Source organism: Glutamicibacter sp. BW78 (genome assembly GCF_002332245.1).
Taxonomy (GTDB): domain Bacteria; phylum Actinomycetota; class Actinomycetes; order Actinomycetales; family Micrococcaceae; genus Arthrobacter_H; species Arthrobacter_H rhombi_A.
On the sequence record NZ_NRGU01000030.1, the window covers coordinates 93,754 to 117,544 of the forward strand.

General features: G+C 64.1%; 22 protein-coding genes. 9 read left to right on the top strand and 13 right to left on the bottom strand.

Going from position 1 to position 23,791, the window contains the following annotated elements; genetic code table 11:
- Positions 1–39 precede the first annotated feature (39 nt).
- From CIK75_RS04820 to CIK75_RS04830, 3 genes are all read left to right on the top strand, one after another.
- Positions 40–1,458: a class II fumarate hydratase gene (locus tag CIK75_RS04820; RefSeq protein WP_096223327.1), complete on the top strand. Its 1,419-nt coding sequence runs from the start codon at positions 40–42 to the stop codon at positions 1,456–1,458.
- A gap of 165 nt (positions 1,459–1,623) precedes the next feature.
- Positions 1,624–2,346, top strand: coding sequence for a TetR/AcrR family transcriptional regulator (locus CIK75_RS04825; protein WP_143413269.1), 723 nt, complete (start codon positions 1,624–1,626; stop codon positions 2,344–2,346).
- 114 nt (positions 2,347–2,460) lie between these two features.
- Entirely contained in the window at positions 2,461–4,128 is a 1,668-nt protein-coding gene (locus tag CIK75_RS04830) for an MDR family MFS transporter (protein WP_096223329.1), read from the top strand.
- Here the strand turns inward: CIK75_RS04830 and CIK75_RS04835 are convergent.
- The 3 genes from CIK75_RS04835 to CIK75_RS04845 are packed head-to-tail and all read right to left on the bottom strand — an operon-like array spanning position 4,125 to position 6,079.
- On the bottom strand, positions 4,125–4,961 hold the full coding sequence (locus tag CIK75_RS04835; RefSeq protein WP_087000459.1) for a family 1 encapsulin nanocompartment shell protein: 837 nt from the start codon (positions 4,959–4,961) through the stop codon (positions 4,125–4,127). The genes CIK75_RS04830 and CIK75_RS04835 overlap by 4 nt on opposite strands.
- Positions 4,958–5,368: a hypothetical protein gene (locus tag CIK75_RS04840; RefSeq protein ID WP_096223330.1), complete on the bottom strand. Its 411-nt coding sequence runs from the start codon at positions 5,366–5,368 to the stop codon at positions 4,958–4,960. The genes CIK75_RS04835 and CIK75_RS04840 overlap by 4 nt, the downstream gene beginning before the upstream one ends.
- Before the next feature lie 51 nt (positions 5,369–5,419).
- Complete coding sequence (locus CIK75_RS04845; RefSeq protein ID WP_158225899.1) at positions 5,420–6,079, bottom strand: TetR/AcrR family transcriptional regulator; 660 nt, start codon at positions 6,077–6,079, stop codon at positions 5,420–5,422.
- 125 nt (positions 6,080–6,204) lie between these two features.
- Between CIK75_RS04845 and CIK75_RS04850 the strand changes: the two genes are divergently transcribed.
- Positions 6,205–7,611, top strand: a complete 1,407-nt coding sequence (locus CIK75_RS04850) for an NAD(P)-binding domain-containing protein (protein WP_096223332.1) — start codon at positions 6,205–6,207, stop codon at positions 7,609–7,611.
- Entirely contained in the window at positions 7,608–8,495 is an 888-nt protein-coding gene (locus CIK75_RS04855; protein ID WP_096223333.1) for an SDR family oxidoreductase, read from the top strand. Before CIK75_RS04850 ends, CIK75_RS04855 begins: the two co-directional genes overlap by 4 nt.
- A 36-nt stretch (positions 8,496–8,531) precedes the next feature.
- Here the strand turns inward: CIK75_RS04855 and CIK75_RS04860 are convergent, their stop codons facing one another.
- Together CIK75_RS04860 and CIK75_RS04865 are read right to left on the bottom strand one after the other, a co-directional pair.
- Positions 8,532–9,002: an NUDIX domain-containing protein gene (locus CIK75_RS04860; protein WP_096223334.1), complete on the bottom strand. Its 471-nt coding sequence runs from the start codon at positions 9,000–9,002 to the stop codon at positions 8,532–8,534.
- 4 nt (positions 9,003–9,006) lie between these two features.
- Positions 9,007–9,513 (bottom strand): A24 family peptidase, encoded by a 507-nt coding sequence (locus tag CIK75_RS04865; protein WP_096223335.1) that lies wholly within the window; start codon positions 9,511–9,513, stop codon positions 9,007–9,009.
- A 59-nt stretch (positions 9,514–9,572) separates the two neighbouring features.
- Between CIK75_RS04865 and CIK75_RS04870 the strand changes: the two genes are divergently transcribed.
- Positions 9,573–10,481 carry a hypothetical protein gene (locus CIK75_RS04870; protein WP_096223336.1) on the top strand — a complete coding sequence of 303 codons (909 nt, stop codon included), beginning with the start codon at positions 9,573–9,575 and terminating at the stop codon, positions 10,479–10,481.
- On the opposite strand, the gene CIK75_RS04875 is transcribed toward CIK75_RS04870, so the two are convergent.
- The 3 genes from CIK75_RS04875 to CIK75_RS04885 all read right to left on the bottom strand — a co-directional run bounded on the left by CIK75_RS04875 (position 10,404) and on the right by CIK75_RS04885 (position 13,867).
- Complete coding sequence (locus CIK75_RS04875; RefSeq protein ID WP_096223337.1) at positions 10,404–11,090, bottom strand: CPBP family intramembrane glutamic endopeptidase; 687 nt, start codon at positions 11,088–11,090, stop codon at positions 10,404–10,406. The two genes, CIK75_RS04870 and CIK75_RS04875, sit on opposite strands and share 78 nt — an antisense overlap.
- A gap of 359 nt (positions 11,091–11,449) precedes the next feature.
- Complete coding sequence (locus tag CIK75_RS04880) at positions 11,450–12,763, bottom strand: PhoH family protein (RefSeq protein ID WP_241895339.1); 1,314 nt, start codon at positions 12,761–12,763, stop codon at positions 11,450–11,452.
- A 342-nt stretch (positions 12,764–13,105) separates the two neighbouring features.
- The gene (locus tag CIK75_RS04885) at positions 13,106–13,867 is read right to left on the bottom strand and encodes an isoprenyl transferase (protein WP_087000645.1); all 762 of its coding nucleotides are present in this window, start codon (positions 13,865–13,867) and stop codon (positions 13,106–13,108) included.
- 155 nt (positions 13,868–14,022) lie between these two features.
- Here CIK75_RS04885 and CIK75_RS04890 point away from each other — a divergent pair, with 155 nt between their 5' ends.
- Positions 14,023–14,691 carry a hemolysin III family protein gene (locus CIK75_RS04890; protein ID WP_241895299.1) on the top strand — a complete coding sequence of 223 codons (669 nt, stop codon included), beginning with the start codon at positions 14,023–14,025 and terminating at the stop codon, positions 14,689–14,691.
- 25 nt (positions 14,692–14,716) lie between these two features.
- On the opposite strand, the gene CIK75_RS04895 is transcribed toward CIK75_RS04890, so the two are convergent.
- On the bottom strand, positions 14,717–15,175 hold the full coding sequence (locus tag CIK75_RS04895) for a MarR family winged helix-turn-helix transcriptional regulator (protein ID WP_096223338.1): 459 nt from the start codon (positions 15,173–15,175) through the stop codon (positions 14,717–14,719).
- A 138-nt stretch (positions 15,176–15,313) separates the two neighbouring features.
- Here CIK75_RS04895 and CIK75_RS04900 point away from each other — a divergent pair, with 138 nt between their 5' ends.
- Positions 15,314–16,765 carry an MFS transporter gene (locus tag CIK75_RS04900; RefSeq protein ID WP_096223339.1) on the top strand — a complete coding sequence of 484 codons (1,452 nt, stop codon included), beginning with the start codon at positions 15,314–15,316 and terminating at the stop codon, positions 16,763–16,765.
- A 35-nt stretch (positions 16,766–16,800) separates the two neighbouring features.
- On the opposite strand, the gene CIK75_RS04905 is transcribed toward CIK75_RS04900, so the two are convergent.
- The 3 genes from CIK75_RS04905 to CIK75_RS04915 are packed head-to-tail and all read right to left on the bottom strand — an operon-like array spanning position 16,801 to position 21,406.
- Positions 16,801–19,524, bottom strand: coding sequence for a multicopper oxidase domain-containing protein (locus CIK75_RS04905; RefSeq protein ID WP_096223340.1), 2,724 nt, complete (start codon positions 19,522–19,524; stop codon positions 16,801–16,803).
- A complete protein-coding gene (locus CIK75_RS04910; protein WP_096223341.1) occupies positions 19,521–20,684 on the bottom strand; it encodes a hypothetical protein in 1,164 nt (387 codons plus the stop codon). The genes CIK75_RS04905 and CIK75_RS04910 overlap by 4 nt, the downstream gene beginning before the upstream one ends.
- The gene (locus CIK75_RS04915) at positions 20,681–21,406 is read right to left on the bottom strand and encodes a helix-turn-helix domain-containing protein (protein ID WP_198962393.1); all 726 of its coding nucleotides are present in this window, start codon (positions 21,404–21,406) and stop codon (positions 20,681–20,683) included. The genes CIK75_RS04910 and CIK75_RS04915 overlap by 4 nt, the downstream gene beginning before the upstream one ends.
- A 65-nt stretch (positions 21,407–21,471) precedes the next feature.
- Between CIK75_RS04915 and CIK75_RS16635 the strand changes: the two genes are divergently transcribed.
- The gene (locus CIK75_RS16635; RefSeq protein ID WP_343251890.1) at positions 21,472–22,209 is read left to right on the top strand and encodes a DUF2249 domain-containing protein; all 738 of its coding nucleotides are present in this window, start codon (positions 21,472–21,474) and stop codon (positions 22,207–22,209) included.
- Between the two features lie 130 nt (positions 22,210–22,339).
- Here CIK75_RS16635 and CIK75_RS04925 read toward each other — a convergent pair whose 3' ends face one another.
- The gene (locus tag CIK75_RS04925; protein ID WP_096223404.1) at positions 22,340–23,620 is read right to left on the bottom strand and encodes a dicarboxylate/amino acid:cation symporter; all 1,281 of its coding nucleotides are present in this window, start codon (positions 23,618–23,620) and stop codon (positions 22,340–22,342) included.
- Positions 23,621–23,791: the final 171 nt, after the last annotated feature.

The window sequence follows — 23,791 nt, forward strand, 5'->3', positions numbered from 1 at the left end:
GGATCGGGTTCGGGCCCCCGGGCGGCGTATGGTGATGTCATGGCTAGCAAGGATGAATTCCGTATTGAACATGACACCATGGGCGAAGTCCGCGTACCGGTCGACGCCCTTTATAGCGCACAAACGCAGCGCGCCGTAGAGAATTTCCCCATCTCCGGCAAGCGGCTCGAACGTCGCCATATCCAGGCGTTGGCCCGGGTGAAGCGTGCGGCAGCCCTGGCGAACGCGGAGCTAGGCGTCCTCGACGAGGAGATCGCCCGCGCCATCGTTGCTGCGGCCGAGCACGTGGCTTCCGGCGACTATGATGCGCACTTCCCCATCGACGTCTTCCAGACCGGTTCAGGGACGTCGTCGAATATGAATACCAATGAGGTTCTGGCAGCTCTGGCCAACCAGGGATTGGAAGCCGCCGGCAGTCAGGCCCGCGTTCACCCGAACGACCACGTCAACGCCTCGCAGTCCTCCAACGATGTCTTCCCGACGTCGGTCCACGTCGCCGTCACGGATGCGCTGCTCAACGATTTGGTTCCGGCGCTGAACCATCTCGCCGAAAGCCTGGGACGCAAGTCCGACGAGTTTGCCGACGTCGTGAAATCCGGTCGGACCCACCTCATGGATGCCACACCAGTGACCTTGGGGCAAGAATTCGGCGGCTACGCCGCCCAGATGCGCTACGGCGTCGAGCGGATCGAGGCCAGCCTCCCCCGAGTGGCAGAGGTCCCCTTGGGCGGAACGGCAGTCGGCACAGGCATCAACACGCCGGCAGGCTTCCCCCAGCGGGTCATTGCCCTGCTGGCCGAGGACACCGGTCTGCCCCTGACAGAGGCACGTAACCATTTCGAAGCCCAGGCAAACCGCGATGGGCTTGTCGAAGCCTCGGGTCAGCTGCGCAACATTGCCTATTCGATCATGAAGATCAACAACGATCTCCGGTGGATGGGGTCGGGCCCCAATACCGGTTTAGGTGAGATCGCCATCCCCGATCTGCAGCCGGGTTCCTCGATCATGCCCGGCAAGGTCAATCCGGTCATCAGTGAAGCCGCGATTCAGGTCGCCGCCCAGGTGATCGGCAACGACACCACGGTCTCCTTGTCCTCCACCAACGGTGCTTTCGAGCTCAACGTCGGGATTCCGGTGATGGCGGCGAACCTGCTCGAATCGATTCGCCTGTTGACCAATACCTCCCAGGTCATGGCGGACAAAATGGTCGATGGCATCACGGCCAACGTGGACCGGGCCCGTTTCCTGGCCGAAGCCTCCCCGTCGATCGTCACCCCGTTGAATAAGTTCATCGGCTACGAGAACGGCTCGAAGATCGCCAAGAAGGCCATCGCCGAAGGACTCACCGTGCGTGAGGCCACGATCGCGTTGGGATTCCTTGAGAGCGGCGAACTCACCGAAGAGCAGCTCGATACAGCTCTGGATGTCACCACGATGACCTCGCCTTCGGGCAAATAGGGCACAGCCCCCTCCTTCGGCGGCCCATTCCGGCAACGGGGTGGGCCGCCGTCATGCCCGGGGCCCTTCCGCCCGGCCAGACAGGTTCACGCTTCCGCGGCAGTGTGCGCAATTACACCACCTCCCGATTTGCACCCATGACCCAATAGTGCAAAACTGCACTATGTGAAGAAAAGTGCAACGGAGGCTCCGGGGGCCAGGGAACGTCGACGCATGGAAACCTATGCCGCGCTGACCAACCACGCCCGCACGCTGACCGCCGAACGTGAATTGAACGGATTCACGATCGAGGAACTCTGCGAGGCTGCCGGAGTCTCCCGCCGCACCTTCTTCAACTACTTCGCCACCAAGGAGGACGCCGTCCTGGGGGTGAAGTCCGCCGACCCGTTCAAGCCGTTCGCCCAGGATTTCCTGGACTCCGCTCGAACGTCCATGGCGAGCTCCTCCGGATCCACCACCGCACTTCCGTTGGATCAGGCCCTTCTGGAGTTGTTCATCAAGGCATATGCCACCATGGACGTCCCACCGACGGATATGGGTTCCTTCATGCAGATCATGCATTCGGAACCGGCGCTGATGAAACGGATGATTCATTCGGCAATGCAGCGTCAGCGAGCGCTGGCGGAACTGATCGCGCAACGTCAGGCTCTGGAACCGGAGGACCCATTTGCGAATCTGGCTTCAACATTGTTTTCGCAGTTGGCCATGACGAGCTTCCAGGAATTCATCGGACACTCCAGCTCCTGCTCGACAGAGGGCATTACCTGCAATTCCACTGCTTCAGGAGCCCCTGCTGCTGCGGAAGAGACAGCCCCGGACGCGCTGGACAGATTCACCCGGATCCTGACCGAGAACTTCTCCCACGCCCGGCGTCTGTTCGGCACCTAGTACGCTGCCGGCCCCGGATCATTCCGGCTCCTGTCCGCGCACTTCGCATCACCCCTTTTCCTCATTTTCGGCTCCGCGGACACTCCCTCGAGCCCTGACCTTCTAGGAACCACCATGAGCACTACCGCGCCGCCGCAGTCCCCCGGCCTGATCGCGCTGACCCAACGCCGCATCTGGATCATCTTCTCGGCGCTCATCGCCGGCATGCTGCTCTCCAGCCTCGACCAGACGATCGTCTCCACCGCGATGCCCACGATCGTCGGCGAGCTCGGAGGAGTCGAGCATCAGGCCTGGATCACCACCGCCTATCTGCTGGCCACCACGATCGTCATGCCCATCTACGGCAAGTTCGGCGACGTGCTCGGCCGCCGCAATCTCTTTTTGATCGCGATTGCGCTGTTCACGCTGGCCTCAGTGGGTGCCGCCTTTGCGGGAACCTTCTGGATCTTCGTCTTCTTCCGCGCCCTCCAAGGGCTCGGCGGCGGTGGCCTGATGATCCTTTCCCAGGCCATCATCGCCGACATCATCCCGGCCTCGGAGCGCGGGAAGTACATGGGCCCTTTGGGCGGGATCTTCGGCCTCTCGGCAGTCGCGGGGCCTTTGCTGGGCGGCTTCTTCGTCGACCACCTGACCTGGCAGTGGGCCTTCTACATCAACATCCCGATCGGCATCGCCGCCTTCGCAGTCGCCTGGTTCGCGCTGACCCTGCCCAATAAGAAGGCAACAAAAGCCATCGACATCGCCGGCGTCGTCTTCCTGTCCATCGCCACGACCTGCCTGATCTTCTTCACCGACTTCGGCGGCAGTGCCGACCACGGCTGGTCCGCAGTGTCCACGTGGATGTGGGGAACTGGGTTGCTGGTGGCAGCGGCGGCCTTCGTCTTCGCCGAGCTGCGGGCCACTGATCCGATCATCCCCCTCGCACTGTTCCGCAACCGGGTGTTCGTCACGGCCACGGCCATCGGCTTCACTTTGGGCCTGGGCATGTTCGCTGCCATCGCTTTCGTCCCCACGTTCTTGCAGATGTCCTCCGGAACCTCTGCGGCAGTATCCGGCCTGCTGATGCTTCCGATGATGGTCGGCCTGATGGGCACCTCCATCTGGTCCGGCATCGCAATTTCCAGGTCCGGCAAATACAGGGCCTACCCCATCGCAGGTACGCTCACCACAGCTGCCGCCATGCTCGCCATGACGACGCTCTCCGCCGATACCCCGCTGTGGTTGATCTGCGTATTCCTGCTGGTTTTCGGGGCCGGCCTGGGCCTGATCATGCAGGTGGTCGTCCTCGTGGTGCAGAACGCCGTTCCCGCGGAGATGGTCGGCACCGCCACCAGTACCAACAACTATTTCCGTGAGGTCGGCGCCGCCTTGGGTGTGGCGATCTTCGGAGCGATCTTCACCAACAACCTCACGGAGAAGCTCACCGCGGTCTTCACCGGGGCGGGAGCTTCGGCCTCCGACGCCGGGCAGGCCACTGCCACGCTGGACCCCTCGGTCTTGGACAAGCTCCCGCAGGCATTGCAGGACGGCATCGTGACGGCCTATGCCGATTCGCTGGCACCGGTCTTCTGGTACCTGATCCCCTTCATCCTCATTGCCTTTGTCCTGGCACTCCTCCTGAAGCAGGTCCCGCTGTCCCACACGTCGGGAATGGTGGCCCGGGGCGAAGCGGTCTCAGGTGAGGAGGCGCTGGAGTTGGAAGCCCAGTTGCGCGCGGCGAAGAAGCCAGCCGGCACCTCAGCCCCTGCAGTTCCCGACGCCGGGTCGGAGAACTCGAACTAGCGACTGCGCTGGGAGGGCTCGCTACTGGACGTCAGGTGCACTGCCGCTTCCGGGGTCGCCACCCGGAAACTAAAGCTCTGCTCGAGATAGAGATGGACGTCATGGGCATCGTGGTGGCTGTAGCCGATGGATAGATCCTGCCCGGATTCGAAGAGGAAATCTCCACCGCGCAGGCTCATGACCACGGCGCCCTTGACGCCCGGGGCCCAGACGATCGGTCCATCGAGGATCTTTCGCAGATGTTCGGAGAGCAGGTAACCACCCCGTTCGGTGGACTGCACGACCGCCGTATAGTGCCCGGGGCCCAAGGCGAGCCCGAAGGGTCCCGAGATGCCCTCTTCCAATAATTGGTCAACCGCCTGAGCCACCCGCTTGGGGTAGTCAGAGAAGTGCTCCACCCGCGGGACGGTCGGCAGCGATGTGGCCTGGGTGATCCCGGTGATCTGTGCCTGCCGCCACCCATGGAATACCGCCTGGTTTTCGGCACTGGCCATCTGCAGCGCAGCCATGTCGAGGTTGGACAGGTCCACGTCGGCTGCCCCGCGCTCTCCATCCAATAGTTCGTCGCGGGAAACCGAAAAGGGTACTTGCATCTCGGCCAACGGCAAGACCCGGCGGCGCCTCGAAATAATCGGATCGTCATCGGAACCGGCCAGGCGTTCGGTGCGCCCCAAGTTCGTTGCAGAATAATCCCAACCGAAGGGGCCCGAGAAGTCGATGAGTTTGCGGGCGCCCAGTGTCGTGGTCAGACGATCCCGTGCTTCCTCGTCGAGGAGTTTCCAGCCGGTGGCGGTGATGGGTGCCAGCTCGCGGAGCAAGTGATTGGTGGTCATGATGCGGTTCCTTTCAACGAGCCGATCCCCAGGGAACCATCGGATGACCCCAGAGGTGTTGTCTGCCCAGATTCGGCGGTTCCAGTGGGATCTGAGTCGGCGGCTTCCTCGGCCGCTTCCCCGTTGTCGACGATGTCCCCCTCCTGGAAGAGGATTCCCCGGGCGATCTGCCCCCATTTCGGAGTTGCCCTGAAGAGGTATTCCAGCTCCATGCAGAAGTGCTTGAACTCCTCGCCTAGGGAGTTCTCCATGATGGCCCTGGCTGCCGGATCAGGTTCGAGGGATATCCGCTGCTCGTACCACCCGATGGCTTCGGCTTCCTCGGTGAGGTTCGTGCACATTCGGGCAAAGGTCCGCGTTTCGGCCGATAACTCGGCTGGCGGTTCGTGGTATTGCTCGGTTCCCATGCGTATCCCCTTCGCTCCGGGCCACCGACCTCGATGGCGGCTTCCCTAACGTCAGCCTAGTGGCGGAGCAGAGGCAACACCATGGGCGGGCCATCCACCGGCCATCCGGGTGATCACGCGCGCCAGCTCGTCCACGAACGCAGACGTCGACAGGCGCTGGGCGGCCGGGGTGTTCAAATGAGCCACGAGAGCCTCGGTCATGCCGCCGACAGCCATCAATCCAATCAGCCCCGTCGGGGACTCGGGGATCAGCCCGCGGCGAATCAATTCAAGCATCATGGCATCCATGGCCCGGGCAATCCCGGCAATCATCTGCCGCCGCCAAGACTCCAATTCCGGCGAAACACCCACGGCTTCGATCTCGAGCACCAGACCAAGGCGTTCGTCATCGAGCATGGGACCAACCCCAGCTTGGACTCCGCGGCGGATCATTCCATACGCCGTGTCATTTGCTTCGATCTGCAGGGTCATCACTCGTTGTTCGATCGCCTGGGTCGCTTCACGATAAATAGTTTCGAGGACTTCCTCGCGCCCTGAAAAGTATTCATAGAACGAACGGGACGAGACCCCCGCTTCGCGACATAAGCCCTGGACCGTGGTCGCGGCGTACCCCTGGGTTCCGAAGAGCTGCACGCCGGCTTCCAGAAGCTTCTGTCGGCGTACGGCGTCCCGCTGTGGGCGGGATACCCCTCGCCACCTCCGCTCGCTCACGGGCACAGCGTTTTGCTCCACCGCAGTTTCTCCAGTCTTCACGGAATCCACTCTGCCACAGGCATTGAGCTTCACTTCGGTTCCAATTTATTGAAAATCTTTCTTTCCAATGTAAGGATCGTCACATGTCTTATTTCGTCAAGGAACGCGATCGAGCCCCCGCCGTCACCACGCCGATTCCCACGGACGTCTCCCTGCCGCGCACCTGCGTTATTGGGGCCGGGGCTTCGGGCTTGGCTGCCGTGAAGGCGCTGCACCAGGCCGCTGTGCCCGTCGATTGCTTCGAACAGGGCAGTATCGTCGGCGGAAATTGGGTCTTCGCGAACCCCAACGGCCAGTCCGCCTGCTACGAAACACTGGAAATCAACACATCGTGCCCGCGCATGGCCTTTTCTGATTTCCCGATGCCATCCGACTACCCCGCTTATGCCCGGCACGACCAGGTGGCCGACTATTTCGAGGCCTACGTGGACCACTTCGGTTTTCGTGAAAGGATCCGCTTCAACACCCGCGTGGACGAGGTCATCCCTGAAAATGGCGGCTGGAAGGTCGCCATCACCGGCCCCGACGGGACGGAGGAACACAACTATGATGCTGTCCTCGTCGCCAACGGGCACCACTGGGACGCCCGCTGGCCCGAGCCCGCCTATCCCGGGAATTTTGCCGGCGAACAATTACACGCCCACGACTACCGCTCGGCAGAACAGCTCAAGGAGAGGAATGTCGTGGTCGTTGGCGCTGGGAACTCGGCCTTGGATATCGCTTCCGAGGCCGGCAGGGTCGCCCACAGCGCCGTCCTGTCCCAACGCCGCGGCCAGTGGGTGCTGCGCAAGTACTTCCTCGGCTGGGCTTCGGACCAATTGGTTTTGCCTAAATGGCTGCCCTGGTGGGCCACCCGGGCCAGGCTGCGACTGGCATCGATTCTCTCCGGCAGCACCACGCGACTCGGATTGCCCCACCCCACACATGCTCCGGGCCAATCACATCCCGTCCAATCGGAACAAATTCGTCGGATGCTGAAGGTGGGGGCCGTGACACCGAAGCCAGGCATTGAACGACTCCACGGCGACCAGGTGGTGTTCACCGACGGGTCCGCGACAGCTGCGGATCTGATCATCTGGGCGACCGGCTACCGGGTCCGGTTCCCCTTCTTATCGGAGGACCTGGTCAACCCGGCGGGCAACGAGTTGCCGTTGTGGAAGCGCACCGTGCACCCTGATCATCCAGGGCTGTTCTTCATCGGCCTACTCCAGCCCATCGGCGCAGTGATGCCCTTGGCCGAGGCGCAGTCGCTCTGGGTGACGGAAATGCTGACCGGAAGCTACCTGGCACCGCCCGAGGCCACTATCCGTACACAGATGGAACGCGATCAGCAGCGCAATGCCCGTCGTTTCTACGCCTCGGCCCGGCACACGATGGAAGTCGATTTCGACAGCTACCTCTGGGACCTCGAACGAGAACGACGTCGTGGCTCGGCCCGTGCCAGTCAATCCGCAGCACGATCGCGCATTCATCAGGGGGTGACCGCATGACACCTCAGAAAGCACACCGGCGGCCTTCAGGCAACAGTCCAACCGACCGCGGTGGAGCGGTCATTACCGGTGCCGGTGGGGGCCTGGGACGGCAGCTCGCGTTGCGGTTGGCCCGGGCAGGATTCACCCTCCAGGTCACCGACGTCGATCTCCAGCAGGCCGAAGCCGTGGCGGCGAATATCAATGCGGAATTAGCGTTGCCCGCCGAACGGCAGGCCTTAGCCTCCGCCCTGGATGTCCGTGACGCTGCCGCTTGCTCAGCGGCCGCCGAGGCCGCCCGGTCTCGAGCAGGTTCCTTATCTCTCTGGGTCAATAATGCCGGGGCCCTCTTTACCGGTCCCGTCTGGGACCAGGACGAACGGCAGCGGCGTCTGGTTTTGGAAGTCAACGCCGCCGGGACCATCAACGGCACCCTGGCAGCACTGGAGTTGATGCGTGCGGCCAATGCCGGCCTGATCGTCAACGTCGCATCCTTGGCCGGCCTGGTCGGGGTCCCCGGGGAAGGGATCTACGCGGCTTCGAAGCACGCGGTCCTGGGCTTCAGCGTTTCGGCGCTGGCCGATTTGCGGGCTGCGGGGGTCAAGGGCGTCGATATTAGTTGCGTCTGTCCCGATGGGATGTGGACTCCGATGCTCCATGACAAACTCGATGATCCCGGTGCAGCCCTTTCCTTTACCGGCAAGCTCCTCCAACCGGGCGAGGTCGCGGATGTGGTCCTACGCGTCGTGGATAAACCGCGGCCCGTTACCGCGTGGCCACGCTGGCGCGGAGGCCAGGTGAGGCTCTTTGATATGTTCCCCCGGTTCGCCGTGGGACTGGCACCGCTGATGGTCGCCTACGGCCGCAAGCGGCAGGCGGCGTTCGCCCGGAAGCTGCGGTCCTGAGCGGCCCGGCCCGTTCCGGCCAGGTAACTCCGGGGTTCAGCTGAGGAAGCGTGCGGACGGGTCCGGGTCCCGCGCCCAGTCCACGGCCCGCTGGTGTTTGGGCGGCAAAGGTGGACGCTCTGCGTCGGAAAACCAGGCGACCTCGGTGTTCTCATCGTCGTTTACTCGGGCTTCTCCTGAGAGATAACGACAGGAGAACACGACGTCGAGGTACTGTGCGCGGTCGCCGTTGGGGTAGGTCACCGGGTCGGTGGTCCCGATTCCGGCCAGCCGTTCGACGGCGACCACGACGCCTGTTTCTTCCAGGACCTCCCTGACGGCAGTGGCCGCTGGTTCCTCACCGGGCTCCATGATTCCTGCGGGAAGGGTCCACCTGCCGTTATCGGCACGCTTGACCAACAGGAGGGCACCATCTTGGCGATGCACCACGGCCTTGACCCCCGATAGCCAGAGGGCATCATGACCAATTTTCTCGCGCAGGGACAGAATGAATTCCGGGGTTGGCATGTCCCTAGCCTGCCACGAAGAGGGCCGCCAACGTACCGATGACCAGGTAGGGGCCGAAAGCCAGCGATGTTTTCAGACCCGCACGGCGCAAAATAATGAACACCAAGGAGGCCAATCCGCCGAGCAGGAAAGTCGCCACGGTGCCCCACAGCAAATGGGACCAGCTCAAATACCCCAAATACAGTCCCATGATGCCGGCAAGTTTCACGTCTCCTAGTCCCATGCCTCGCGGCTGGACCATGTGCAGGAGGAGATAGAAGCTGAAGAGGATGGCGCCGCCCAGAAAGGTCCGCAACAGCCCCGCCCCATCCCCGGCCAGCAGCAGCGCCGCCCCGAGCAGAACGAGAGCGAACACGTACCACGGCAGAATGATCCGGTTGGGCAACAGATGCGTTCGGGCGTCGATCCACGTCAACCGTGCCCCGTTGATCACGAACAGCAGCAACGCCAGGACCAGCGGGACGAAGGCCACCGGCGCGTTCTCACGCAGTTCCTGAATCGCAGCGATCATGGCTCAACGCTAGCGCAGCCCACGACAGGGTGAGGCCACGGCTGTTTAGACTGTGGAGTATGACTATTCCTCCGACCACCCCGCCGCCATCTGGCCCCTCGGCGGTCTCCCGAGAGGATGCCGCAGCTTTCCGCCGACTCTGTAGGTCTTCGCCCTGGCGGTGGAGGACCCTGCGATTCGACGTGGAATGGTTCACCGCCAGCCCCACGGCGGGCCCGACCGCACCGGTCAAATTGCAGGAGGACCACACTCCCCTGGACGCCCTTTCCGCGCCGGCCGATATTGAGCGTGAAGAGGAGGTCATCCCCGAAGCCATCCCGCGGATCCGTGCCTGGTTGCGCCGTCCGGACGCCCTACGGGTCGAAGATGAGTCCTCCGAACTGCTGTTCAGCACCACATCGATCCACGCGTCCCGCGATGCCTTCTACATCACGGGCAACCGCAGCTCCTGGCTGCTGCCACCACGACTGGTGACACCTGTCTACGACGACGACGGGCTGATTGCCCGCCGCCCGGAAGCAGATTATGGTGACCCGGTCTTCGGGGATGCCCGCTGGTCCGCCATGCTCGATCCCGTGGAATTGGCCGGCAGTGCCCCGGTTCCACTGGAGTTCCCGTTGTCCAACGTCGTGGAAATCCATGAATTGAACGAAACCCGCCATGCGGGGCGAGCAGCGCTGGAAGCCGTGGTCTCACCCAATGTCACCTACACCCCGGAAACGGACGGGTTCCCGCTGTTGGAGGCCGGAAGGACCCGGCTGCGTATCGACCTCCAAACGGCAGTTTGTGTGTATACGGAGGCCTTGGACGGACCGGTTCAGGGCAACGGACACGACATCCACATCCACGCCGTCAACGAGTACATGCTCGATGACCTGTTCGTGGAGCATTCAATGAACCTGACCGATGTCCGGGACCATATCCCCTGGATCATCCGTGGACCGCAGGCCAGCCGAGGCGGCGAGTAGCTCACCGGCCACGCCTCCAGCCCGGGGGGCCGCCACTCCCCCGCGGCGTCGGAGCATGAGGGCGAGGACGACGGTCGATGTCAGCAGCAGGATAACCGTCACGACACTGGCCTCGAGCCCGAAGGAACCTCCGGTCAACCACTCGGGGCCCGTGAGGCCCGTATGCCATATCGAGGACGCCTTTCCGGTGCCCGAGATCGGAACACCCCATACGGGGCCCTGCACGATGTTCCACAGCATGTGGTAGCCGATCACCACCCACAGGGAACGCGTCAAGGCGTATGATACCCCCTCAAGCAGGCCCGCCTCGATGGCTGTAGCGATTCCCGCCCAGAGCGTCGCATCGGGGTTCGTTAGGTGGAACATTCCGAACACCCGCCCGGACACCACGACCGCCGTCCACGTGCCGGCGAATTCTTCCAGCAGGCGAAGGCCCATCTCCCGGAACGCCAGCTCCTCGGTCACCGCAGCTCCCAGCCCGGCGACCAGCATGAGTTCCAAGATCCCCGGGACATCCACCCCGGCAGGGGTCAGGAGCCGATAACCGCCCAGGACCATGATGAGACCGTAGACGGCCAGCAGCCCGGCAGCCCCCCAGAGGGCCCCCACGGCCAGTCCGGACCAACGCCGGGGGCGATTTCATCAGGCACGAAGCGCCGTTCCAACCCGAGAACGACCACCCCATGGGCGCAGCTCACCGCCATCATCATGACGATGGAAGGGCCCACGCCGTCGGGTCTGCTGAATGAGTCGACGCCGCCAAGGAGGACCGCCAACAGGGTGAACAGGACCAGGAAGATGAGTGCTGCCCCCCCAAAAAAAGGCAACGAACCGCACGGCGGCATTCAGACGGATCCGGGAACCGGGGCCGACCGGCACGACATCCTTTCGCGGTGCGTCGGGACCCGGCCCGTCGGGGCCCAGAATCGTGGGTGGTGTCATCCTTGATCTCTATCAGAGGCGAAGAGCTATGCCCCCGATTCCTCGAGCATGTCGGTGACCAGCGCCGCGATGGCTGAACGTTCGGACCGGGTCAGGGTGATATGCCCGAATAAGGGATGCCCCTTGAGCGTTTCGACCACGGCAGCAACGCCGTCGTGCCGGCCCACCCTCAGGTTGTCGCGTTGAGCCACATCGTGGGTCAGTACGATCTTGGAGTTTTGTCCGATCCGACTCATCACGGTCAGCAGCACGTTCTTCTCCAAGGACTGCGCCTCATCGACGATGACGAACGAATCGTGCAGGGACCTGCCGCGGATATGGGTCAGCGGCAGGACCTCGAGTAGTCCGCGGTCGACGACCTCGTCCATGACATTCTTGGAGACGAGCGCGCCCAGGGTGTCGAAGACCGCCTGTCCCCACGGGTTCATCTTGTCGTCTTCGGAGCCGGGCAGGTAGCCGAGCTCCTGGCCGCCGACGGCATACAGGGGCCGGAAGACCACCACTTTCTTATGCTCGCCTCGTTCCATCACGGCTTCGAGTCCCGCGCAGAGGGCGAGGGCTGATTTCCCGGTTCCGGCCCGGCCGCCCAGGGAGACGATCCCGACCTCCCGATCCATCAGCAGGTCGATCGCCAGCCGTTGCTCAGCTGACCGGCCATGCAGGCCAAAGACGTCGCGATCGCCCTTCACCAGGCGGACCAGCCCGTCCTCTCCGACCCGGCCAAGGGCCGAGCCGCGGTTGGAGAGCAGGATCAAGCCGGTGTTGACCGGCATCTCGGCCGCCTCGGCGACCAAGACCGGCTCGTGGTTATACAACTCCTCCACATCGGTATCGGCCACATCTAGTTCGGCGGTTCCGGTCCACCCCGAATCAAGCACCAACCCGTTCCGGTACTCATCGGCCCGCAGGCCCATTGCCGAGGCTTTCACCCGCATGGGAAGGTCCTTCGACACCACCGTGACATCGCGGCCCTCATCGAAGAAGTTCTTGGCCACCGCCAGAATGCGTGAGTCGTTGTCACCGGCCCGGAACCCCACCGGAAGCACCTCGGTGGACACGTGGTTCAGCTCAATCCGCAAGGAGCCCCCGTCATTCCCGATCGGCAGCGGGCGGTTCAGGCCTCCACGTTCGACGCGGAGCTCATCGAGGAGACGCAAGGCTTTGCGGGCGAAGAAGCCGACGTCGGGATCATGGCGTTTCTTTTCCAGTTCGCTGATCACCACGATGGGAACGATGACCTCATGTTCGGCGAATCGCAGGACGGCCCGTGGGTCGGCGATCAGGACCGAGGTGTCCAGAACGTAGGATTTCTCTCCGACACTTTGCCGGGCACTCGTCACCGGGGTCGCTGCGGGGGTGGCGTGGGCCAAGCCGGCGGCGGGAGTCGGGCCCGTCCTGCCGATCTCGTCCGCCACGACGTTGCTGGACTGGATTTCGACTGCCACGATGACTCCCAACAGGGGCGTTGCGCCCCTAGGTAACCGTTCTGCGGGTGGTCCGGTCCAGCCTTGAGGCCGAATCCGGCCTCCCGTCGTTGACCGTGTGTCTCAACGCTCGGTGGCCTTTCCGTCTCGGCCGGCGGTAGTGCCTGCCGATGTCTTCAAGCTAGCCCGCAGACATGTCTTGTGGCCCAAGACACGCCGCCCGGTGAGCGAATGCCCGATGGCCCGGAGGTGAACGCCTCAGCTCCCGAAGCGGCGTTGGCGGTCCGTGAAATCACGGAGGGCGCGCAGGAAGTCGACTTTCCGGAAATCGGGCCACAGGGCTTCGCAGAAATAGAACTCGCTATAGGCGCTCTGCCACGTCAGGAAACCCGAGAGTCGTTGTTCTCCCGAGGTGCGGATCACCAGATCGGGGTCGGGCTGGCCACGGGTGTAGAGGTAGCGGGAGATGTCTTCGACTTCCAGCCCGCGGGCCACCTCGGCCAGGGAGGTTCCTGCAGCATCGGCATCGGATAACAGCTCCTTGACGGCGTCCACGATTTCGGCACGACCTCCGTAGCCGATGGCGATGTTCACATGCAGTCCCGAAGCGTTTTGCGAGGATTCGGCGAGGGCGTGGAGTTTATTCGAGAGATAGTCGGGTAGTTCGTCATAGGCACCCATGGGCTGAACACACAGGTCGTGTTGCTCGGCGAGCCGGTCCAGCATATTGGCGATGATGCCCATCAGGTCGTCCAGCTCATCGTTTGACCGGCTCATGTTGTCGGTGGAGAGCATGTAGAGAGTGACGGTGGGGATCTTCAGTTCACGGCACCACCCCAGGAACTCAACGATGTTATCGGCACCTGCCTGGTGACCGTGCACTGTCGGTGCTCCGGCGAGCTTGGCCCACCGCCGGTTCCCATCCACGACCATCCCGATATGCCCGGGTAGCTTCTCTGTAGGGATATCCTTCTTGAGCACTTTGCCGTAAAGACGGTAAAGGACTTCGGGCAACCGCACGTCGTCCCCTTCCAGTCGCTGGGCCAGCACGGATCAACGCTGCTTGGTTGCCGCGACTCTAGGCTACCGGTTGGGCCGCCACGGTGTTGAGCGGCACGCCTGAAGAAGCCGGCTTCCCCGCCACGCACTTTATTACTCTCCGGTAGTATCGGACCATGTCGCAGTCATCCCCCAGCATGGCCCCGTTGGATGAGATCAAACCGCATTTACGCGGCTGGATCCACGCGGGCACCGCTCCCTTGGCACTGGCAGCAGGCATCGTCCTCGTGGTATTGGCCCCCGGGACCGGGGGTAAAGTTTCTGCGGCGGTATATGCCGCAACGGGACTGCTTCTGTTCACCATTTCTGCCGTGTACCATCGCGGAAATTGGTCCCCGAAGGTCAAACGGGTTCTCAAGCGGCTGGACCACACCAACATCATGCTGGTCATTGCCGGCTCTTATACGCCCCTGGCCTGGGCGCTGCTTCCGGAGGCGAAAGCCACCTTCTTGCTGTGGCTGGTCTGGATCGGAGCGATCCTCGGTGTCGCCTTCCGCTTATTCTGGACCGACGCACCCCGCTGGTTATACACCCCGGTCTACATCGCCTTGGGACTGGCCTGCCTGATCTACATCGGCGACTTCTTTGCCGCCAGCATCCCGGCAGCAGTCCTGCTCTGCGCCGGTGGCGCACTCTATATCGCAGGCGCCGTGTTCTACGCCCTCAAGCGTCCGAACATCCACCTCGAATGGTTCGGCTTCCACGAGCTCTTCCACGCCTTCACGGTCGGCGGATTCGCTTGTCACTACATCGCCATCATGATGGCCATGTTGGCGGTCCGCTAGCCGAGGCGGCCGGCGCCCCGGCACCTCATCGCCCCCGCGGCCAAGGGGCCTCTTCGATGCGCTCGACGTTTTCGTTGAAGTCGCGCAGCAAACCCGAAAAAGCGCGCTGCTTCTCCTGCGGCCAGTCGGCCACGACATCACGCAATCCCTGCTCGTACGACCGGCGCGTTTCCAGTAGCGCCTCGATCCCCGCCTCGGTCGGGGCGATACGGCGGGCCACCTCACCCGCGACACCGGGCACGTAGGCCACATGCTCGTGACGTATCAGTGCACCGACCTGGCGGTGGATCGTCGAGGCATCAAGCCGCAGGGCCTGGGAGAGCTCCTTAAGCGTCATCGGCTCGGAGCGCTCAAGCCGGTTGAGCAACACATAAGCGGAACGCTCAAGGGTCGGACTGCTCTTATGGTGCGGACGCAACTGATACCGGAAAAACAGCATGAGTTCGTACTGCATCTCCTGCAGAGCATCAGTGTCTTCCGTCATTCTTCTCCCTCTGATTGTCTTTCCGCAGGAATCCACTATACAACGATATGCATTATGCAAAAGATGTGTGCTCTACACTTCTCATGTATGGTGCACAAGCATAGTTCGGCGTATCACCCCATCCAGTTAGCGAGCCCCATGACTTCCACTCCCGCTCTATCCACGCACCGGCCACCCTCCCCGCGGGTCGCGGTCACTATCCTGGCCTTCGTGGGCATCGTGGTCTCCTTAATGCAGACCCTCGTGGTCCCGCTGATTCCACAATTGCCCACAATGTTGGACACCTCGGCCTCCGACGCGGCCTGGATCATCACCGCCACCCTGCTCGCCGGCGCCGTAGTCACTCCCATCGCCGGACGGTTGGGCGATATGTTCGGCAAACGCCGCATGCTCATCATTTCGCTGGCCCTCATGGTTGCCGGCTCGGTGCTCTGCGCCTTGACCAGCACGCTGGAAGTGATGCTCGCGGGTCGGGTTCTGCAGGGGCTGGCCATGGGGGCCATCCCCTTGGGTATCAGCATCCTGCGCGATGAATTGCCTCCGGCGAGGATCGGGGCAGCCATTGCTACGATGAGCGCCACGATGGGCGTCGGCGGCGCCATCGGCCTGCCCTTCTCGGCCTTCATTGCCCAGGTCGCCGATTGGCACGCCTTATTCTGGTCCGCTGCCGGCCTCGGCGCCCTGTGCTTGACCCTGGTAGCCACGCTCCTGCCCGAATCCGCGGTACGGACCCCCGCCCGCTTTGATGCCGTAGGAGCCGCTGGATTGGCCGCCGGCCTGGTCTCGCTGCTGTTGCCCATCACCAAGGGCAGCGACTGGGGCTGGACCAGCCCACTGACGCTGGGGTTCTTTGCTGCTGCGGCGATCATCCTGGTCCTCTGGGGCGTCTACCAGCTTCGGGTCAAGGCACCGTTGGTCGATCTTCGCGTCTCGGCCCGTCCACAGGTCCTGTTCACGAACCTCGCCTCGATGACCGTCGGGTTTGCCATGTACGCCATGAGCCTGACCTTCACGCAGTTGCTGATGGCTCCGGCAGGGACCGGTTATGGTTTGGGTCACTCCATGGTCATGGCGGGGCTGGTGCTAACGCCCGGTGGGTTCGTCATGATGCTCCTCTCCCCGGTCTCGGCCCGCCTTTCGGCACGCTACGGGCCCAAGGCCACGCTGATCCTCGGGTCGTTGGTCATCGCTTTGGGGTATGTGATGGCGTTCTTCCTGATCTCCGAAACCTGGCAGATCCTCGTGGCCTCCATCATCGTCGGCGGCGGCATCGGACTGGCCTACGCTGCCATGCCTGCCCTGATCATGGGCGCCGTCCCGCTGACCGATACCGGGGCAGCCAATGGCTTGAACGCCCTGATGCGTTCTGTGGGTTCCTCGGCAGCGGCAGCGGTCATGGGCGTGGTTCTGGCCAGTATGACCATGTCACTGGGTGCGGCACAGGTCCCCACGCTGGAAGGCTTCCGCGTCACCTTCGCCTTCTCAATCGGTGCTGCCTTATTGGCTGCACTCTTTGCCGCACTCATCCCGCGAAAGACGCGCGAGACCCCTGCAGCTGTGGGCGCGGAACGCGAAAGCATCAAGGCCTAACCGCGGATCTGCGAGTTCTACCAGCAGAGCACCGGCTAGCGGGTCACCTTGATGATGCCCCGGGCGCCGCGTTCGGCGTCGACCATGGAGTGGGAAACAAACGGATAGTTCCCCGCCTCGGTGAATTCGAGTTCCGCGAAGCCGCCCTGCGCCACCCCGATGTCCAGGGTCTGGGATCCGGCATGGGGGTCCGAACCATCCAGGAGGTAACGCCCCTCCCGATAGGTGGTGTCGAATTGGCCGCCGATCACATGGAATGCCGAGCCCCGGTTCGGTCCGGCCGCCACAATCCAGAATCGCGCCCGCTCGCCCACTTTCACGTGGAGGGGATCAAAGGCGTACTGGGACGCGTACCCGTTGAAGACCACCGCGTCGGGGGTTTCGGCATCGATTTTTGTCTGGTCAGCCGTCCCGCCCGGTTTCCCGAGGTACAACTCGTTCTGGACCATGATGAATTCATGGTCCACGGGGGCCAGATCGGGCGGGTCGATGATCACCGCACCGAACATGCCGTTGGCGATGTGCACGGACATGGGCATCGTGGAGCAGTGGTAGAGCCAGGCGCCAGCACGGGTGGCGGTGAACGTGTAGGTCAGCTCCTCTCCCGGCTCGATGGTCCGCATGGGCCGGTCCGGTGCCAGTGCTCCGGCGTGAAAGTCGATGGAGTGCCCGGTGGTCCCCTCGTTGCGCAACGTGATGCGGAATTTGTCCCCCACTGTGCCCCGGAGCGTCGGCCCCGGGGCCGTGCCGTTATAGGTCCAGAGCGTTTGCGCATAGTCGGCGCCGACATCACGTTCGGTGTCCTGGGCGGTCAGGGTGTAGTGATGCGTGGGGGCCTGCGAGGCTGCCGGCAACCGGGCATCGCGGGCAACGAACCCCTGGCCGGGGGCGCGCATCGGGTCGAACCCTGCTGCCGGGTTCCCGGCGGTGCCCGATGCGTCCTCAGCTGAGCCTCCGTGGCCGCCATGGTCCTTCGAGTCCATCCCCTTCAGGGGCTCCGAGTCCGCCGCGGCAGAGTCCTGCGCACCATCGGCAATGATGGTGAACACCATGCCCATCTGCCGATGTCCGGCCAGCGAACACCAGCCTTCGGTATCGGCGGTGATCACCCCGGCGTCGACCTTTCGATGGGCTCCGGGAGCCACCCTGCCCGAGGCGGCACCGTTGGCCGTCAGCAGGTCGTGGACCCTATCGTCCTGATTCACCACGTCAATGACCAGCCGGTCCCCTACGGGAACATGAACAGTGTCGGGGGTGAAGCGCATATCCTTCATCGACATCTGCACGTGGGTGGTGTCCCCCGTGGCCACAGGCCCCTGCTGGGCCGACCCGGCACCTGACTCCCCCTCGGTGGTGGCACTGGCCCCTACTCCTGCAGCTGCCGGGTCGGCGACGATCCCGAGGGCAACAGCCAGGACGACGCCGGTCAGCCCGGCCACCGCGCTCATCATCAGCCGTTTCCCGGGCTGCTCACTGCCAGCTACTTCTTGCGGGGCGACCGTGGAGGCCTTTCCTGCGCGGAGGCCCTTGAGCACCAGGATCAAGAACCACACCAGGACCACGAGCACCAGGGTGGCTGTGGTGACCTTGACCCAGCTCGGCACGGGCAGCAGCGCCACTCCCAGACCGAGATTCAACAAGACCAGTCGGGCCCCGGCTGCTGAGTTGAACACAGCTGCGCGGACCTTGAACACCGCGGGTCCCCCACCGAGGACCACCGGCAGCAAATAGCTCAGCGCCCCGAGGAGTACCTGGGACGCAAAACCTGCAGCGAGCGCCGGGACCACCGACTGGACCTGCTCGTACAGCGTCTCCCACGAGGGCCCCCTCCCGGCCATCACGGCCAGGACCGCCACCGAACCGGTCAGCCACAGCAGGGAGGCGCCCGCGGAGAGTGGAGCAAAGTCCGTCGGTGGTTTGCCCAGGATCGCCCGGATCACCGGAAGCGCCGAATGGATGATCCCCCCGACGTAGATCACCAAGCCGGCGGCAACCAACCACATCCACCCCAGGCCCGACCCTGCCCCTGCCACGGCGACGCCGCCCAGCAGCGGGAGCCAACCGTGGCGCACCGCCGATTCCGCCCCCTCGGCCACCCGGGTCCGCAGCATGGTCGGTAACAGGGTCGCCAAGGTGCCCAAAACGGTTAGCCCCACGAACCCCAGGACGTTGATCACCGCATGGGCGACCAGGAGCCGCTGACGGATCTCGCCGCCGTACCCGGCGGCCAGCAGGGCACCGAGCGCCGCACCAACGGGCAATAACCAGCTGGCGGCGATGTAGTAATTCACCGTGGCGCCGAAACGCGAGGGCAAGGCCTTGCTGGCCCGCACGGCGAAGGAGATCCCGTGCAGGGCGAAGGCGGCGCCGACCAGGATGCTCCCGCTCAGTACCAGCACCCAGAGGTTGGCGACCATGCCGACGACGGTGGCGATCACCCCGGCATTCAGCCCGACCAGCCTCCAGGCCAGATGGACGCGACCATGATCCGGGCCCCGGAGCAGTGCCTGGGCAAAATGCGAACTCCAGACCATGATGGCGTTGCCGATCGCGCCCAGCAGGAGCAGGTGCACCATCAACCAGGTCGCCACCGGAAGGAACCGGTGGGCCGCGACGACGACCGCTAGGGCGATCAGCCAGAACAGCATCGGGGCATTGGCCCGCAGATGCCACTGCGCACGGGAGAACCGCGCCGGATCCGGCCCGGGGGTCGGCCGGGATCCAGGGGAGGATGCCCCGGGGACTGTGGGGATCTTCATGCGGTGCCGGAACCCTTTCGTCGAGCTGGTGTCCGTGATGCGCTCCGGCTGCCGGAGATCACCAGGCCCGCCGCCAGGCCGGCGAAGAGCATGACGGCGATGATGTTCAGCACGCCGGCGAATTGTCGCGTCGCCCCGTCATCCAGGACGTCGGCGACGAAGACCCGCAGCGCGAGAGAGACATGCAGCAGGACCGCCGGCAGGATCAGGACCGGGCGGTAGGGCAGGGGCCGGCGCAGCACGGCGGGCAAGATCACGGGGGCGTGGGCCATGATCATGGACAAGGTGAAGCCCAGGAACACCGCATGGGTCGCCGCGTCATAGCCGGCCCCGCCCGGGGGTCCCCCGCGAAGTCCGGCCACCAAGAAGATGGCGGCGGCCACCGCCAACCAGCCATAGCCAACCAGCAGGCACCAGGCGATGTAGCGTGGCAGGCCGATGGCGCGGATCGTCTGTCGGGCGACGTCATAAACCGTCAGCCACACCACCAGAGCCCCCAAGGCGAGACCGAACAGCACCGTTCCGGCTCGGGGCCACAGGACGGCGCCCATACCGGCTGCCAACAGCAGGGTCGACAGCCCGACCAGAAGGGGTTCCGCTGCAGAGGATCCAATGTGGATGCGTGCTAGTTCAAGCCGTTCCCCACCAATGGTCAGGACCACAAAGACGACGAGCAGTGGGAGTAGCGGTGCCGTATCGGCAATACGCAGCCACAGGGCCGTGGCCGCGATGGCGGAAGCCGCCCCGAGAATCTGGATGAGCACCGCTGCTTCACGTTGTCGCCGCCAGAGCGGGATGTAGACCCACAAGAGTCCAAGGCTTCCCAACAACAGCAGCGTCTTGCCGACCTCCAGTGGCAGGGGCGACACCAGGGCCAGGCCTCCGAGCCCTAGCAGCGTCGGTGCCAGGTATCCCGGGGCCCTTCCCCACGCGACGGCTCGTTCCGGGGCGATGACGGTACCGATGAATCCGAAGACCAGGAGCATGCCGTGGCTGGCAGCCAGGTGCTGGCCGAACGGCAGATGTGGCAGTCCCAGCAGGAACAGCGCGGCGTTCAGCCCCAGCAGCATTGCCGCCCCTCCGGGTGCGAGGAACAGCAGCCGGACGCCTGGACGGCGGAACAGTCGGCCCCGCACCGGGACGGCGGTGGTACGGCTCATGAGGCACTCGGGGGGTCCAGCCGCAGCAGGCACGCGTCGCTGGCGGCGAAAGGCAGCAGTTGCGCCCGTGTTCCGGAGGCACCTGCGTCATCCAGGAGCCCCTGCACCAATCCGAGGTGGACGGAGCAGACGACGTCGGGGTGTTCCCGCGCCGCATCCAGCAACGGGCAGCGGGTCAAGCGCAGCACCGTGGCGTCCTCGGCGGACTGTTCGGCGGCGAACCCGGTTTCGGTCAGTGCGCCGGCGATGTTTTCGCTGACCTCCTGGACACTCGGGCGGTGATTCGGGATCGCTTCCGGTGGCCCGGTGCGCAGTGTTGCGGCCCAGGCACGGCCTGCGGCGATGCCTTCCGCTGGGGCATCGGGGCGTGCCGCCAGTTGTGCGGCGAGCACCGAGGCCAGGGTGGCGGCGGCCGCCGGTGCCGTGGCCTGCTCAGCGACCTGGTAGAGCCGGGCCGGGCGACCTCGACCAGCCGGTTGCGGCGCCGGGGCGCGCTGTACGTGACCGGATTCGACGAGTGCTTCCAGATGCTCGCGAACGGTGTTGGGATGTTGTCCGCAGGAACGTGCGAGCTGATCAACGGGGCACGCCCCGCCGTATTCACCCAACCGGGTGAGCAGGTCTCGCCGGGCCCGAGACATGGCTTGTGGTTCCTCCACGGCAGCCGGGCGGGGGCCCATCCCTGACCGGGCGACGAGGTTATTCGGATTATTATTTACCACGGAATATATTGTAGTAAAGTTCGTCTCAGGGCACCATTCGCCTCCCGTCAACCCAGGAGAACACCGTGGAGAACCTCACTTTGGCCTCATCGCAGACCTCGGCCACCGCGCTCGAATCGATCCGTCAACTACTGGCCGAGTGGTCTTCAAAGGTGGCCTCCCAGTCAGGGGATCCCGCCGCTTTGCAGCGGACACTCACCTCCGATATTGATCCCGGACTGGGCGCCCTGACCCGCAGCTTGGCCGCCGCAGGCAACAAAACCGATACCGCCTTGGTCGCCCGGTTGCTGGACCACGCCACCACGGCGGCCGCAACGGCTTCCACCCGGCTCACCGAACAGCCCTCCGAAGGCCGGGCAGGTGCTGCGGCGCAGGCTGCGGTCACGGCATTGGAGATGGCTTCCACGGAGGCTCTTCCGGTCTTGGCCGCCTCCCCGGAGGTAGACCTCAACCGCGTACTGGCCGATCTTTCCGCCCCCTCAAAGGACTCCGCAACCCAGGAGGAGTCCGACGGCGGTGTCGCAGCTGTTTCGGCGCCCGCCGGCGGGGGTTGTGCCTGCGGTGGACACGACGAGGAAGGTCTGGCGGAGCTGGACACCCGGGTCATCCCGCATGCCATCCGCCATGCGACGATCTTTGGTGCGTTGGAGGGCTTGGCCCCGGGCCGGGGCATCTTGCTGATCGCCAACCACAACCCGTTGCCGCTCTTGGCCCAACTGGAGCAGCGTGCCGCCGGTCAGTTTGCCGTGGAGTATGTCGAGGAGGGGCCGGAGACCTACCGGTTGTCGATGATCCGCCGCTAGCCCCCCACCGTCGCTCCCGCGGGAACGCCAGCAACCAAAGAATTCCGGGCACTACTGATCTTGATCAGTAGTGCCCGGAATGGTTTTAGCAGCCTTCCGGATGCCGCTTCCCGACCGCAGGAAGGGGTTGCTACCCCAGGGTGTGGGCCGTCGCCCCCGGGGCTTCTCCCGCTGCGACGTCCTCGTCGGCCGGATCTTGTGCCTGCGCGCCAAGGTTGCCGCTGGTGAGCTTATTCATGATCATCGCGATGGCGCCATCGCCGGTCACATTCGTGGCCGTGCCGAAGCTGTCCAGAGCAATATAGGCGGCGAACATGAGCCCCACCTCTGCCTCGCCGAACCCGAGCATCTGCGTGAGCAGCCCGGCAGCCGCGGCGATCGCCCCGCCGGGCACGCCCGGAGCGGCAATCATCATGACACCCAGCATCAGGATGAACGGCAGGTAGGAGCCGAAGCTGGTTTCCCCGCCCGTGAGTAGCAGGACGGCGAACGAGAAGCAGGTGATCTTCACCATCGACCCGGAGAGGTGGATGGTGGCACACAGCGGAACCACGAAGCCCGCAATGGAGTCGGAGACGTTATTCTTTTTCGTCGAGGCCAGGGTCACCGGAATCGTCGCCGCCGACGAGGAGGTACCCAGCGCGGTGAAGTACGCGTCACGCATATTCCATAGGGCCTTCAACGGGTTCACCCCGGCCATTCCGCCGGCCACCGAGTACTGCGCCAGCAGCACGACGAAGGTCAAGGCAAAGGAGACCACTGCCACGAGCAGGAACTTCGTGAGGACCGTGACCGCGGAGCCGCTGGCGGAAAGATCCATGAAGATCCCGAAGATGAACAGGGGCAGGGCCGGCACAATGATGCGCCGAATCACGATCTCGATGATGGTGCGGAACTCGACGGCTCCCCGGAACAGCACCTTGCTGCGGAATGCCGTCAGGCCGATGCCGATGATAAAAGCCAGGACCAGCGCGCTCATGACACCGATGACCGGTTCTAGAACGATTTCCGTGGCAGAATCTCCTGCGCTGGCCACCACCGTGAGGTAGGGGCTGAAACCGGATCCGGAATCTTCGCCGATGGTATCCAGGCCCCCGCCCGCCAGCGACGAGGTGAACAGCCAACGACTCACGAAGTAGGCCAGCAGTCCAGCCAACACCGTGGAGCCATACGCGATCAACGCCGTCACCCCCAGCCATTTGCCGGCGCCCTTACCGAGTTCGGCGATCGCGGGCATGACGAGCCCGAGGATAATCAGCGGCACGATGAAGCCCAGGAAGCCAGAGAAGATCGAGTTGTAGGTCATGAAAACCCCGCCGAGCCAGGCAGGCATCACGGGGCCGGTCAGGACTCCCAAGACGATGGCGATGATGACCCAACCGAGCAGCGGGAATGATTTGAGCAACTTGATGACGGTCCTCCGGTCAACTGAATTACAGCGCGCCGGAATGCACGACGCGATTGTGGCGCAGACCACGCCTCGGCAATATTAGACGGAGCGTGGCAAAACACACAATCCAGCACAGGGCCCTGCTGGCGGCGGCTGGTTCCCCCCGGGCCGGAACTGCGAGGGAACGCCAGA